Here is a 13,004-nt window from a genome sequence, read left to right on the forward strand (position 1 = left end):
GGAGAGCTATCATGACAACGAGTGCAGTAGTTGTGACCTTTAATCGGTTACCTATGTTAAAAGAAGTCATTACAGCATTACAAAATTCCACAACGAAGGTGGATCATATTATTGTCGTTGACAATAATTCAAAAGCCGATACAGTGGCGTATTTAACCAATTTGGGTTCACAAATTGAATATGTTCGCTTAGGTGAAAACTTGGGCGGAGCAGGAGGCTTTAACCGAGGCGTTCGTTATTTCATGGAAAAAACAAATGATGATTTTGTCTGGCTAATGGATGACGATACAGTACCATTACCAGATACGCTGACTAATTTATTGACTTTTGCACAAAAGCAGGGCCAATTTGGCTTCTTAGCTTCAGATGTACGTTGGACAGACGGTCACCGTGCGAAGATGAATAATCCCGCCCCAGTCAATCGTCTCCATAAAATTCCAGAGGGTAGTACAACCCCTGAACCTTTGATGAATGCTACTTTTGTGAGTTTATTAATGCAAAGAGAGATCATTGCGCAAATTGGATTACCAATTACGGAATTCTTTATTTGGGGCGATGATATTGAATATACGGAACGTGCCGGTCGCTTGGCTGAGGGATATTTTGTTCCCCAAGCAAAAGTAATTCATAAAATGAAAAATAATGTGGGATCTGACGTGTTGACTGATTCTAGTGACCGATTACCAAGGTATTTTTATTCATATCGAAACAAGATGTATTATGGGGCTAAACGTCCATTTATCGGGCATTTTAAATCAAATATTCGAATCATCATTGATTTATTAAAGGCCTTATTTAAACCTGGTGTTAATCATCGTAAGGAACGGTTGCAGGTGATTTGGAGTGGTGTTCGGGCTGGGCATAAATTCCATCCCAAAATTGAGTTTGCTGAACCTAAAGAATAAATATGATAAAATTAATTGATCTAAAATAATATAACAGATTGTAATTGAGAGGAATAAAACCAATGACTTTGAACGATAAAAAGTATGATTATTTAATTGTTGGAGCAGGACCTTATGGTTCGATTTTTGCCTACGAGGCAGCTAAACGTGGTAAGCGTTCGTTAATCATTGAAAAGCGTTCTCATATTGGTGGGAATATGTATACGCACAGTGAACACGGAATTACGGTGCATGATTTTGGGGCGCATATTTTTCATACTGATAATAAAGAAGTCTGGGATTATATTCGGAAGTTTGCAGAATTTAATGGATTTCAAAATCAAGTTGTGGCCAATTACAATGGCTCACTTTACAATTTGCCCTTTAACATGAATACATTCTATGAGATGTGGGGAACTAAGACTCCTGCAGAAGCGAAAGCTAAGATTGATGAACAAAAAGCGACAGCAGTTGCAGCAATGGATGGAAAAGCTCCTCGTAATCTTGAAGAACAAGCCATTTCATTGATCGGGACTGAAATCTATGAAAAGTTAATTAAAGGTTATACTGAAAAGCAATGGGGACGTAAAGCCACGGACTTACCAGCTTTCATCATTAAGCGTTTGCCAGTCCGATTTATTTACGATAATAATTATTTCAATCACCGCTATCAAGGAATCCCGGTTGGGGGTTACACGCAAATCTTTGATCGTTTGATTATGGACAATGATTTAATTGATGTACAAGTCAATGCTGACTTCTTTGCACATCGGGATGAATATATGGCTGAGTTCCCCCGGATCGTTTATACGGGAATGATTGATCAATTCTTTGATTATAAGTATGGTGAGTTGGAATATCGCTCATTGCGTTTTGAGAGCGAGACAATTGACAGTGATAACTATCAAGGAAATGCAGTAATTAATTACACGGACGCTGAAACACCATATACACGAGTAATGGAATGGCGTCATTTTGATGGGTTAGCTGATGAGGGGAAGACGGTCATTACGCGTGAATATCCACAGGCGTGGGATCGTAGTAAAGAAGCTTACTACCCAGTTAACGATGAAAAAAATACTAATATGTATAAACAATATGCAAAAGAAGCACGAGCCAATGAAGATAAAATTCTCTTTGGTGGTCGCCTAGGTCAATACCGTTATTTTGATATGGATCAAGTGATTAACGCCGCGTTCAATGACTTACGTCACGAATTTGATTTAGATAGTGGTTTTAACTTCGCACATGATGAAACTAAATAAAAACTCGAAGGAATTAGTTATTTATATAAACTAGTTTTTAGATGAGAAGCCCTGAATTGTGTAAGCGATTCAGGGCTTTTTTTGGCTGATTGATTTAATCGAAGAATTGAAAAGTCGCTGAACGGCTTACCATGCAACCTGAATAAATTGAGTAATTGGATCCTGTTATTATTATTTGATGTAATTTTAGTGTAATCATTGGGAGAAATTACTAATTTTTAGTATAATGATAACAGTGTTCATGAAAACGTGATGGATCAGAACGTGCTGGCCAAAGTCAGGCGCATCGCCCGCGATGAACAGAGAGAGGTTAAAAAGATGATTGAAAATTGGGAAAAATTTTTACGACCCTATGAGCAAGCGGTCGCGGAGTTAAAAGTTAAGTTTAGAGCTTTACGAGATGATTATATTCAAAAAGGAGCTGAGACGCCCATTGAATTTGTGACTGGCCGAGTTAAAAGTGTGGGGGCCATTCAAGAAAAACTGGTACGACGACATGTTGACGAAGAACGTTTAGAGCAGGATATGCAAGATCTAGCTGGAATTCGAATCATGACCCAATTTACAAATGATATTTATACAGTTGTTGATCTAATTCGTGCACGTAATGATATGGTGGTTCTAGAAGAGCGTGATTATGTAACTAATTCCAAACCATCAGGTTACCGTTCTTACCATATCGTAGTTGAGTATCCACTTGAGACGGTGACCGGCGAACGCAAAATCTTGGCAGAAATACAAATTCGTACCATGCAAATGAACGTTTGGGCCACGATCGAACATGCGATTAATTATAAGTATGAGGGAGAATACCCCGATGACATGGAGGATAAGTTACGTGAAGTTGCGGAATTAACATTCCAGGTCGATGCATTATTTCAAGAAATGCATCAAGAAATTAGTGAGTCGCAACATGCACTCCGAAATCATACGAAAAGAGATACATTAGGCGATGAGAATTTCAATCTATCAGAATAAGAGTGCTCGATCGCAAAAAGTGAGTGATAATTTAAAAATTTTATTGTCGGAGCATGCGGAACGCTTTATTTTTGATGACGTTAATCCTGAAGTAGTAATTAGTATTGGCGGAGATGGTACCCTGCTATCAGCATTTCAACAATATTTAGATCAGATCGATCAATTACGCTTTGTGGGGGTACATACTGGACACTTAGGGTTCTATGCCGATTGGCAAGAATTTGAACTAGCTGAGTTAGTGGAATCTTTATTGGCAGCACAGCCACAAACCATTCAGTATCCATTACTGGAATCATTGGTGAAATATCGAAATGGTACTCAGAAAAGAATTTTATCAATGAATGAGGCGGCGTTAAAACAAATTTCAGGGACTTTAGCTGCTGATGTATTAATTGATGGAGAATTATTTGAAAGATTTCGTGGTGATGGTCTAACTGCTGCAACGCCAACGGGATCAACGGCTTATAATAAAGCTATCGGTGGGGCGGTGATGAATCCTAGTTTAGCAAGTATCCAATTGTCAGAAATTGCCTCCATCAATAATCGGGTATTTCGGACATTGGGATCACCTTTGGTGGTCGGTCCAGAAGAGGTAATTCGTATTGTGCCATTTAATGTCGATAATGAAATTATTTTAAGTCATGATCATTTAAATGAAACTACGGACCAGATTGAATGGATTGAATTTAGAGTGGCAAAAGAACAAGTTTCTTTTGCCAGTTACCGGCATACACCGTTTTGGCGTCGCGTACGAAACAGTTTTATTGGGGATGAGGTAGTTGATTAATGGCAACTTTTAGCTGGATCAAATTAGATGCAGGTAGTATAAAAATTAAAACATTTTTGGCAGAGCGGGGAGTCTCACATCGAATGTTTAGTATTATCAAACGCGGTGGTGGACGCATTTTATTAGATGGTCGACCTGTCAAAACAATGGATGAGATCAAAATAAATCAAAAGATTACAGTGATTATGCCGCCAGAAATAAGTAATGATTTATTACCATTTTCAAAGCAACCGATTGAGGTCTTATTTGAAGACGATAACTTTTTGGTAGTAAATAAAGCAGCGGGTGTTACATCTGTACCAGGAAAAGCTGACCGCGAAAATACTATGGTTAATCGTGTGAAAGGACATTTGCAACAAGAAGGGGCAGACGATTTGGTACCACATGTTATAACACGCCTTGATCGATTTACTTCAGGCGTTGCATTATTAGCGAAGCATCGGTTTGCGCATGGTTTGTTGGATAAAGACTTGAAAACGCATGCGGTTGATAAATGCTATTTAGCGTTGGTTGATGGTGACTTAGCGCAAGACTATGGAATGATTGATTCCCCAATTGGCCGCATGGATGGTGACTTTATTCGGCGTGAAGTCCGGACGGATGGGAAATCTTCTCAAACTGAATATTGGGTATTAAAGCGATTTGGTGATCAGACGCTTGTGCGGGTACAACTGCATACGGGGCGTACGCATCAAATTCGTGTCCACTTTAAATCAATTGGTCATCCCTTGGTGGGTGACGAAATTTATGATGGGCCTTTGGACCGGGGAGCGAATCGGCAAATGTTGCATGCGTATTGGATTAAATGGTTTGACCCCTTTGCTCAATTTGACCGGCATTTTGTGGCGCCTCTTCCAGCAGATATGAAAAAAGTCATGGATGGATTTATACCAGATTTAGAGGGATTAAAATAAAAAATTACGGAATGAGGGGGGTTGATGAATGATTAATGATGAATTAAGAAATGAAATTGTCCCAATTTACAAGCGTATTGTACGTGATCTGGAACATGGAGCACGCGACGACTTTAATTTGTGTTTTTTTGATTTACATAATTACGATCAAGCTAAAGTATATCAGGCATTACCTCCTCAATTGCGTCATCAACTGATCGAATGGGTTGATCCGTCAGATTTGGCGGATGTTTTTGATTTGATTGAACCAGAAGTTGTTGAAGAAGATCAATTGTTGTCTGAGATGACGCCTCGTTATGCGGCGGATGTTTTAAACGATATGTATATTGACAATGTAGTCGATGTCTTAGATGAAATGACTGAAGATAAGCAAGAACATTACTTGCAACAATTATCAACAGCTAATGCGACCGAATTACGTCATTTACTAAGCTATGAGGATCAAACTGCAGGAGCTTTGATGACTCCTGAGTATGTGGCGATTAAATCGAGTGCTTCGATTGTTGAGGCGCTTGCATTAGTGAAACAAGTTGCTGAAGAGTCAGAACAAATTTCTTATATTTATGTTGTTGAGCAGGATAAATTGATTGGAGTTATATCACTGCGTAGTTTGATTGTCCATCCGGATCACGAAAAAGTTAAAGATGTCATGACCCAATCTTTGGTGACGGTATTACCTAATGATGACCAAGAGATGGTGGCACGACTAATGGCGGATTATGATTTAGTAGCTATGCCAGTTGTAAATGAACAAAACAAAATGTTGGGTATCATCATGATTGATGATATTTTGGATGTTATTGAAGCTGAGAATGCGGAAGATTATGAACGTTTTGCTGGAGTGCACAATCTGGATTTGGAAGAATCACCATTCCAATCAATTATGAAACGTTTACCTTGGTTGATTATTTTAGTGTTCTTGGGCTTAGGGACTGCTTCTATTATTAATCATTATGACCAATTAGTTCAAAAAATGTCAGTTCTTGCTGTGTTTATTAGTTTGATTACGGGAACGGCTGGAAATGCGGGCACGCAAGCATTAGCTGTTTCGATTCGCAGAATTACTTTGAAAGAGAAAAAAGGAATTTTTCGGATGTTTTTTACGGAATTATTAATTGGGTTATCAATTGGAATGATTACCGGTGGAACGATTCTATTAGTTGTGTGGGTTTGGAAAGCAAACTTCTTACTAGGTTTGGCGGTTGGTTTAGCAATGGCTGGAGCAATCACCGTTGCAAATTTAGCAGGCGCCTTTGTGCCACTTTTGATGGAGAGCCTGAAAATTGATCCAGCGGTTGCTTCGGGACCATTTATTTCCACCCTTAGTGATTTAACTTCAGTTATTATTTATTTTAATATTGCTAGTTGGATTCTGAATGTTTGGTTTTAGCTGGAATGGTAAACTGTGATTTGAAGTAGTTGATTAAATGGGCTTGATGTATAAAAGGGGCGAGTGAAAGCATGCGAGATTCGGAAAAATTAAATAAATTTCAAATTATTATTTTAGGGGTTTTAAGTGCATTTGCCGTTTTTTCAATGGATTTTTATTTACCTGGGTTACCAGCTTTACAAAAGGATCTTGGAACAACAGCTTCGTTAGCGCAAATGACGATTACGACTTCATTAGTTGGTTTAGGGGTTGGGCAATTATTCATCGGCCCTTGGTCTGATCGAATTGGACGACGATTACCATTATTATTAGGAACGTTAATCTTTGGTATTACTTCTTTATTAATGATTGATATTCAAAATATTTGGCTAATGATTGTCTTACGTTTCTTTCAAGGACTATCAGGTTCGGTGGGGATTGTATTATCGTTAGCAATTATCACTGATCGATTTGATGGGAAAGAGTTGACGAAAAATATTGCCATTAATCAAGCTATCAATGGTATATTCCCAGTGTTGGCCCCCGTCCTGGGTGGCGTGGTGGTAATGATCTCAAATTGGCGAATGACATTTGTAATTATGGCGATAATGGGTGGATGCCTTTGGTTAGCGGTTAAGTGGGGCCTTCCTGAGACAAGAAATGTTCCAGCGATTTCTGTTTCAAAAAATAAGATGAATTATCGCAGGTTATTTCAAGATAAAAGATTTATGGCATATTTATTTGTTCAAGCATTAATGATGGCATCATTGTTTGCGTATATTGCAGGATCATCATTTGTTCTAGAAAATATTTTTCATCTTAGTATTGCAATGTTTGGTTTGATTTACGCAATCAATGGAATTGGAATAACCATCGCCACATCAATTGCAGGGATTTTGGCACGAAAATATGGAGAACATAATATATTAGGTGGATTTATTATTTATGGTATTTTAGGTGGTCTATTATTAAGTGTGAGTTTGAGATTTACAGGAGTGCTAGAATTGATTTTAGTGGCCTTTTTCATTATTACATCATCAATTGGAGGTGTCCAAGGAATGGCTACGGCACTAGCAATGCGTGGTAAACAGGAGCATGCTGGTAGTGCTTCGGCTTTATTAGGTATGGCACGATATGCCATTGGTGGATTAATGTCACCGCTGGTGGGGGTCTTTGGTACTCAATCTTATGTTGCTTTAGCCGTTTTGATTTGTCTGGTACAGTGGGGCGCATTCGGTTTATATTTATTAGTACCAACAGAAAAAATGTAATGACTTTGCAATGAGTAAAATTTCGAGATATGCTATAATTTAAGTAGGAAATACTTCTATCAAGATTTGAATAATCAGAGATGTTATGGTTGGTGAAAATAACACAATCTGATGGAAGGTGCTACCTGCTTAATGTTTATGAAAATAGACCGGACCCCTTCGTTATCAGGCTAAGAGTGGTAATGTGGGCAGATTGTCTCATTGCAACTAAGGTGGTACCGCGTGTTAGTCGTCCTTAGTTTGTGGTGTGATGATCTGCCTTTTAAAATACTATTTGTCGTACATTAAATTAATAAATCACAGGTGAGGAAAGAAAAGTAATGAAAAAACTATCATCAGCAGAAGTACGTTCAATGTTTTTACGCTTTTTTGAAAGTAAAGGACATAGCATTGAACCATCACAACCCTTAATTCCAAAAGATGATCCGACTCTTTTGTGGATTAATTCAGGTGTGGCAACTTTGAAGAAATATTTTGATGGATCAGTAATTCCTGATAATCATCGAATTACCAATGCGCAAAAATCAATTCGAACGAATGATATTGAAAATGTTGGGCATACGGCTCGACACCATACTCTGTTTGAAATGATGGGTAATTTTTCAATTGGTGATTACTTTAAGCCTGAAGTGATTCCTTGGGCTTGGGAATTATTGACCAGTCCAGAATGGTTTGGCTTGGATGCGGATAAATTATTTGTAACCGTATATCCGAATGATACGGAGGCCAAGAAAATTTGGTTAGAAAAAGTAGGGATTTCACCAGATCATCTTTATGAAGAGCCCGATAATTTTTGGGATATTGGTGAAGGACCCTCTGGACCCGATACAGAAATCTTTTATGATCGTGGGTCGGACTTTGATAATGCGGATGAAGCTGAAAATTATCCCGGTGGTGAAAATGAACGTTATTTGGAAATTTGGAATATTGTGTTTTCGCAATACAATCACTTACCCGGGTTAACTAATAACGCTGATTATCCTGAATTACCACATAAAAATATTGATACGGGGATGGGACTGGAACGCGTTGTTTCAATTTTCCAACATGCTGAAACTAATTTTGAGACCGATTTATTTTTACCATTGATTGAAAAAACTGAAAGTTTGTCTAATCAATATCATTACGGAGAAGACGCTGAGAAAGATGTTTCATTTAAAGTCATCGCGGACCATGCCCGTGCAGTGACATTTGCGATTGGTGATGGAGCATTGCCTTCGAATGAAGGTCGAGGTTATATTATTCGACGTTTGCTACGACGTGCTGTTTTGCATGGACGTAAGTTAGGGATTAGTACTAATTTCCTTAGCCAGCTAGTTCCAGTAGTTGGTACTATCATGAAAGATTATTATCCAGAAGTTTTGGGAAATGCAGAATATATTGCTTCAATTGTTGATGCTGAAGAAGTTCGATTTGGAAAGACTTTAGCAGATGGGCTATCATTATTAGATAAAGTAATTGAATCAGCCAAAGCAAAAGATGGAGTGATTGATGGGGCTGTTGCCTTTAAGATGTATGATACTTATGGTTTCCCATTTGAATTAACTGATGAATCAGCATTAGATGCAGGACTAACTATTGATCGAGATGGTTTTGATATAGCTATGCAAGAACAAAAAGATCGGGCCCGTGCTGCACGTAGTAATCAAACTTCAATGGGTGTGCAAAATGAACTATTGACCGATTTAAAAACGACTTCTAAGTATGTTGGATGGTCACGTGAACAGGTTGAAGAAGCAGTTTTGGAAAATTTGATTGCGGCGGATCACTTAATTGAGGCCATTGAACATGGTTCAATTCAAGCTATTTTCGATGAAACACCATTCTATGCTGAAATGGGAGGACAGGTCGCTGACCGTGGAACTGTCACTAATCTGGCGGGTGAAGTTGTAGCAACAGTTTCAGATGTCCAAACGGCACCAAATGGGCAACATATTCATACCTTAGAAGTAACAGGGCCACTACAGGTGGGGGCCAAATATCAATTATCAGTTGACCATGCCTATCACGTGGCGGTTTCTAAAAATCACACAGCAACACATATGCTAGATCAAGCGTTAAGAAATATTTTAGGTGAGCATGCCACACAAGCTGGATCATTAGTAACGGCAGACGAACTGCGCTATGATTTCACCTATAATGGGGCGGTTTCAAATGAAAAGTTACAGGAAATTGAAACACTAATTAATCAAAAAATATTGGAGAATTTACCGATTTCTTGGGTGGAGACTGATATTGAATCTGCTAAAAAGCTAGGGGCGGTTGCCGTCTTTACTGAAAAGTATGGAGATTTGGTGCGGGTTGTTTCAATTGGCGATTTCAATGCTGAATTTGATGGTGGAACGCATGCTAATTCGACGGCTGAATTGGGAATGTTCAAGATTATTAGCGAATCTGGAACTGGAGCAGGAATTCGTCGAATTGTGGCGGTCACTGGTCAAGGGGTGATGAATTACGTAAAGGAACATGATACAATTTTGCAACAAGTTGCAAATCAAGTGAAAGCACCAACTGTTAATGAGGTTAATGACAAGGTCTTGGCCTTGCAAAATAGCTTAAAGGAAGCACAAAGACAAGTTACTTCGTTAGAAAAACGATTAGCTAATCAAGCTGCTGAGAATGCCTTTAGTGCCGTTGAAACTGCTGGAAATTGGACCTTTATTGCAACGGAAATGGCGGTTGAATCAATGGACGTCCTACGTGAGACAGCGGATAATTGGAAGCAGACGATACCTTCGGATATTTTGATTTTAGCTGCTAATTTAGGGGATAAGGTCAATTTATTGGTTGCAGTGGCTCCAGATGCCATTAAACAAGGACTAAAAGCTGGTGATTTAATTAAGGCGATTGCCCCAATGATTGGTGGCGGTGGCGGTGGACGTCCTGATATGGCTCAAGCTGGAGGGAAGAACCCAGCTGGAATTAACGATGCATTTGTAGCAGCTAAAAATTGGCTGACAAATAAATAAATTAGTGTACAATTACATTAACTAAAGAATAGTTAGTAATTGGTTTTAGAAGGGAGGCCTTCCATGGTGTCAAATGATAAAACAACAGTATTTGAATTTAATGATTCCAATAAATTAGATATTCAACAGACGTTGGAAATTGTATATTCAGCATTAGAAGAGAAGGGGTATAACCCGATTAATCAAATTGTGGGATATATTACCTCAGGTGATCCAGCGTATATTCCTCGTAATCATGATGCCCGTAATTTGATCCGGCGATATGAACGGGATGAAATTATTGAAATTTTGGTGAAGGAATATTTAAATAAATGAGCATATTTGGATTAGATGTTGGTTCTAGAACCGTGGGTATTGCGGTTTCAGACCCTATGGGGTGGACGGCTCAAGGAGTTGAAATTATCAGAATTAATGAAGATGAAGGGGAATTTGGTATTGAGCGAATGAAGGAATTGGTCGCTAAATATCAACCAACGGGCTTCTTATTAGGACTGCCTAAAAATATGAATAATAGTATTGGACCACGTGCCGAGGCGGCTCAAGCGTATGGCGATTTATTGAAAGAAACATTTAATTTGCCCATTGATTTTCAAGATGAACGTTTAACTACCGTTGAGGCGGAACGAATGCTTATTGAAGAGGCAGATACTTCACGAGTTAAACGAAAGCAAGTCATTGATAAACTTGCTGCATCTTTAATTTTGCAAAATTACCTTGATCGAAAAGGTCCTCTTGTTAATGCAAGTGGTACTAAAATGACTTTTGATTAATTCAGAAGTGACATAATTGGAGGAAAGATAATGAATGAAGAACAAGATGTAATCACTTTAATTGATGAAAATGGAAATGAAGAATTATTTGATATTCTTTTTGCGTTTGATGAGACGGAAAAGTATAATAAGCGTTATATTTATGTTATCGCAGCTGGGACTGAGGATGAAGACGAAGTTGATATTCAAGCTTTCAGTTCAGATATTGCGGATACAGAAGTAACCGCAGAAGGTACGTTGGATCAAATTGAAGACGAAGAAGAGTGGGCGATGGTTGAAGACCGTTTGAATCAATGGCTTGAAGAGAACGAGGAAGAGGAATAACATGGTCGATGACAACCAAGTATTCCTTTTTGAGGATGCTTCAGGTGAATTTGAATTTCATGAGTTGTTTCGTTTTAAAGAAGAAACTAATTTTCATAAAACCTATATCGTTTTATATTACGGAGATTTAAGTGATTCGGATGGTGAGGCAGAAATTCAAGCTTATATTTATGCGCCTGATGCAAGTCAAACATCAAATGAAGATGCTTTGTTACTCATCGAATCTGAGGAAGAGTGGGAAATGGTCACTGAGATGATTAATACCTTCTTTGAAGATCCTCAAATAAATAATTAAAAAAGTCCGGTGTTTGAGTTGAGAAGTACTGAATAGTATTTCTTAAATTGATGCATCGGATTTTTTATTTTGGTTTTGAGAAAGAATGATATGATTTCCTGAGTAAAAAAGGTTTGACTTGATACTATATGTTGTATATTATTAAAGCAAGGTCATACTATATGAAATATAATAAAGAAAGGAATATGTTATGAATATTAAAGTACCCACAGTGCTCCTAGACGGAACAGTGCTAGCGCTTTTGGATGAACATGATTTATATGGCTATGCCATTACAAAGCAAGTTCAAAAATATTTGAATGTTAGTGAGTCAACAATGTACCCCGTGTTGCGCCGTCTTCAAAAAGATAAACTATTAACAACTTATGATGAACCATTTGAAGGCCGTAACCGACGCTACTATCAAATAACTGAGGCCGGTAAGATAAATCTTAAAGAAATTAAATTAACTTGGCAAAATTTCAGTGGAGCGGTAGATACATTACTATTATCGAAAGAAAACGGAGGTGAAACCGATGCATAGTGAAATTGAAGAATACTTAGTAACATTTGATCGGTATCTAGCACCAATGCCAGATGGCGAACGTAATGATACTTATCAATACTATGAAGAATTATTTTTAGATTCAGGGATGAAAATTGATGAGATTTATCAAGAATTTGGAAGCCCTAAAAATTTAGCTCGTCAAATTAATGCTAATTATGCAATGGGCTGGATTGAAGCTGATGAAGAAACGGAAAATACTAGCCGTAATCCTCGGATCAGACGAAATCAAGAAAACAGTCAGAAGAATCCATGGAATGCCGCGTGGTTAATTTTACTAGGAGTTTTAGCTTCACCTATTTTAATTCCAGTTGCTTTGGCGCTAATTGTATTCTTTGTCGCTGTAATTATTACTTTAGTTGGTTTGGTTTTCTCTTTAGCGGGCCTATTAATTGGAGCAGCAATTGCTGGTGGATTTGCGATTGCGGCCGGTTTTGGAATTATAACTAAAGGATCAATGATGGCGTTGATTTTAATTGGAAGTGGAATTGCAATTTTGGGGTTAGTAGTTATTAGTATTCCACTGGTCATCTGGGTAATATACGGAATTGGATGGCTTGGTTTTCGGCTGATTAAATGGATTGCCGGGATGACGTTAAAGCGTCGACCTGAATTAAACCGGAAGGAAGAGTAA

Annotated in this window: 14 protein-coding genes; all 14 read left to right on the forward strand. The window is 38.1% G+C overall.

Translation table 11 applies throughout. The features are described from left to right. Positions 1 to 11: 11 nt before the first annotated feature. The gene (locus G7084_RS03280) at positions 12 to 905 is read left to right on the forward strand and encodes a glycosyltransferase family 2 protein (RefSeq protein ID WP_166010023.1); all 894 of its coding nucleotides are present in this window, start codon (positions 12 to 14) and stop codon (positions 903 to 905) included. 62 nt (positions 906 to 967) lie between these two features. Further along, positions 968 to 2,149, forward strand: coding sequence for a UDP-galactopyranose mutase (gene glf / locus G7084_RS03285; protein ID WP_166010025.1), 1,182 nt, complete (start codon positions 968 to 970; stop codon positions 2,147 to 2,149). 318 nt (positions 2,150 to 2,467) lie between these two features. Continuing rightward, positions 2,468 to 3,127: a GTP pyrophosphokinase gene (locus G7084_RS03290; protein ID WP_166010027.1), complete on the forward strand. Its 660-nt coding sequence runs from the start codon at positions 2,468 to 2,470 to the stop codon at positions 3,125 to 3,127. Beyond that, complete coding sequence (locus G7084_RS03295) at positions 3,102 to 3,914, forward strand: NAD kinase (protein ID WP_166010029.1); 813 nt, start codon at positions 3,102 to 3,104, stop codon at positions 3,912 to 3,914. The genes G7084_RS03290 and G7084_RS03295 overlap by 26 nt, the downstream gene beginning before the upstream one ends. Continuing rightward, the gene (locus G7084_RS03300) at positions 3,914 to 4,828 is read left to right on the forward strand and encodes an RluA family pseudouridine synthase (protein WP_166010031.1); all 915 of its coding nucleotides are present in this window, start codon (positions 3,914 to 3,916) and stop codon (positions 4,826 to 4,828) included. The genes G7084_RS03295 and G7084_RS03300 overlap by 1 nt, the downstream gene beginning before the upstream one ends. Before the next feature lie 28 nt (positions 4,829 to 4,856). Continuing rightward, positions 4,857 to 6,218 (forward strand): magnesium transporter, encoded by a 1,362-nt coding sequence (gene mgtE, locus G7084_RS03305; protein ID WP_166010033.1) that lies wholly within the window; start codon positions 4,857 to 4,859, stop codon positions 6,216 to 6,218. Between the two features lie 71 nt (positions 6,219 to 6,289). After that, complete coding sequence (locus G7084_RS03310) at positions 6,290 to 7,468, forward strand: multidrug effflux MFS transporter (RefSeq protein ID WP_166010035.1); 1,179 nt, start codon at positions 6,290 to 6,292, stop codon at positions 7,466 to 7,468. Between the two features lie 320 nt (positions 7,469 to 7,788). Beyond that, positions 7,789 to 10,437: an alanine--tRNA ligase gene (gene alaS, locus G7084_RS03315; protein WP_166010037.1), complete on the forward strand. Its 2,649-nt coding sequence runs from the start codon at positions 7,789 to 7,791 to the stop codon at positions 10,435 to 10,437. 63 nt (positions 10,438 to 10,500) lie between these two features. Next, on the forward strand, positions 10,501 to 10,752 hold the full coding sequence (locus G7084_RS03320; RefSeq protein ID WP_166010039.1) for an IreB family regulatory phosphoprotein: 252 nt from the start codon (positions 10,501 to 10,503) through the stop codon (positions 10,750 to 10,752). Then, complete coding sequence (gene ruvX, locus G7084_RS03325; RefSeq protein ID WP_166010041.1) at positions 10,749 to 11,207, forward strand: Holliday junction resolvase RuvX; 459 nt, start codon at positions 10,749 to 10,751, stop codon at positions 11,205 to 11,207. The genes G7084_RS03320 and ruvX overlap by 4 nt, the downstream gene beginning before the upstream one ends. A 30-nt stretch (positions 11,208 to 11,237) precedes the next feature. Continuing rightward, on the forward strand, positions 11,238 to 11,531 hold the full coding sequence (locus tag G7084_RS03330; RefSeq protein WP_166010043.1) for a DUF1292 domain-containing protein: 294 nt from the start codon (positions 11,238 to 11,240) through the stop codon (positions 11,529 to 11,531). A 1-nt stretch (position 11,532) separates the two neighbouring features. Next, the gene (locus G7084_RS03335) at positions 11,533 to 11,826 is read left to right on the forward strand and encodes a DUF1292 domain-containing protein (protein WP_166010045.1); all 294 of its coding nucleotides are present in this window, start codon (positions 11,533 to 11,535) and stop codon (positions 11,824 to 11,826) included. A gap of 190 nt (positions 11,827 to 12,016) precedes the next feature. Further along, on the forward strand, positions 12,017 to 12,349 hold the full coding sequence (locus G7084_RS03340) for a PadR family transcriptional regulator (RefSeq protein ID WP_166010047.1): 333 nt from the start codon (positions 12,017 to 12,019) through the stop codon (positions 12,347 to 12,349). Then, positions 12,342 to 13,004, forward strand: a complete 663-nt coding sequence (locus tag G7084_RS03345) for a DUF1700 domain-containing protein (protein WP_166010049.1) — start codon at positions 12,342 to 12,344, stop codon at positions 13,002 to 13,004. Before G7084_RS03340 ends, G7084_RS03345 begins: the two co-directional genes overlap by 8 nt.

Origin of the sequence: Weissella coleopterorum (assembly GCF_011304355.1) — a bacterium.
Taxonomy (GTDB): domain Bacteria; phylum Bacillota; class Bacilli; order Lactobacillales; family Lactobacillaceae; genus Weissella; species Weissella coleopterorum.

What these genes read in the sequence shown, in the direction of transcription:
- alaS (WP_166010037.1), top strand. Translation starts at nt 7,789, where the DNA reads ATGAAAAAACTATCATCAGCAGAAGTACGTTCAATGTTTTTACGCTTT.
- G7084_RS03295 (WP_166010029.1), top strand. Translation starts at nt 3,102, where the DNA reads ATGAGAATTTCAATCTATCAGAATAAGAGTGCTCGATCGCAAAAAGTG.
- G7084_RS03280 (WP_166010023.1), top strand. Translation starts at nt 12, where the DNA reads ATGACAACGAGTGCAGTAGTTGTGACCTTTAATCGGTTACCTATGTTA.
- ruvX (WP_166010041.1), top strand. Translation starts at nt 10,749, where the DNA reads ATGAGCATATTTGGATTAGATGTTGGTTCTAGAACCGTGGGTATTGCG.
- G7084_RS03310 (WP_166010035.1), top strand. Translation starts at nt 6,290, where the DNA reads ATGCGAGATTCGGAAAAATTAAATAAATTTCAAATTATTATTTTAGGG.
- G7084_RS03290 (WP_166010027.1), top strand. Translation starts at nt 2,468, where the DNA reads ATGATTGAAAATTGGGAAAAATTTTTACGACCCTATGAGCAAGCGGTC.
- G7084_RS03335 (WP_166010045.1), top strand. Translation starts at nt 11,533, where the DNA reads ATGGTCGATGACAACCAAGTATTCCTTTTTGAGGATGCTTCAGGTGAA.
- G7084_RS03340 (WP_166010047.1), top strand. Translation starts at nt 12,017, where the DNA reads ATGAATATTAAAGTACCCACAGTGCTCCTAGACGGAACAGTGCTAGCG.
- G7084_RS03345 (WP_166010049.1), top strand. Translation starts at nt 12,342, where the DNA reads ATGCATAGTGAAATTGAAGAATACTTAGTAACATTTGATCGGTATCTA.
- G7084_RS03330 (WP_166010043.1), top strand. Translation starts at nt 11,238, where the DNA reads ATGAATGAAGAACAAGATGTAATCACTTTAATTGATGAAAATGGAAAT.
- G7084_RS03320 (WP_166010039.1), top strand. Translation starts at nt 10,501, where the DNA reads ATGGTGTCAAATGATAAAACAACAGTATTTGAATTTAATGATTCCAAT.
- G7084_RS03300 (WP_166010031.1), top strand. Translation starts at nt 3,914, where the DNA reads ATGGCAACTTTTAGCTGGATCAAATTAGATGCAGGTAGTATAAAAATT.
- glf (WP_166010025.1), top strand. Translation starts at nt 968, where the DNA reads ATGACTTTGAACGATAAAAAGTATGATTATTTAATTGTTGGAGCAGGA.
- mgtE (WP_166010033.1), top strand. Translation starts at nt 4,857, where the DNA reads ATGATTAATGATGAATTAAGAAATGAAATTGTCCCAATTTACAAGCGT.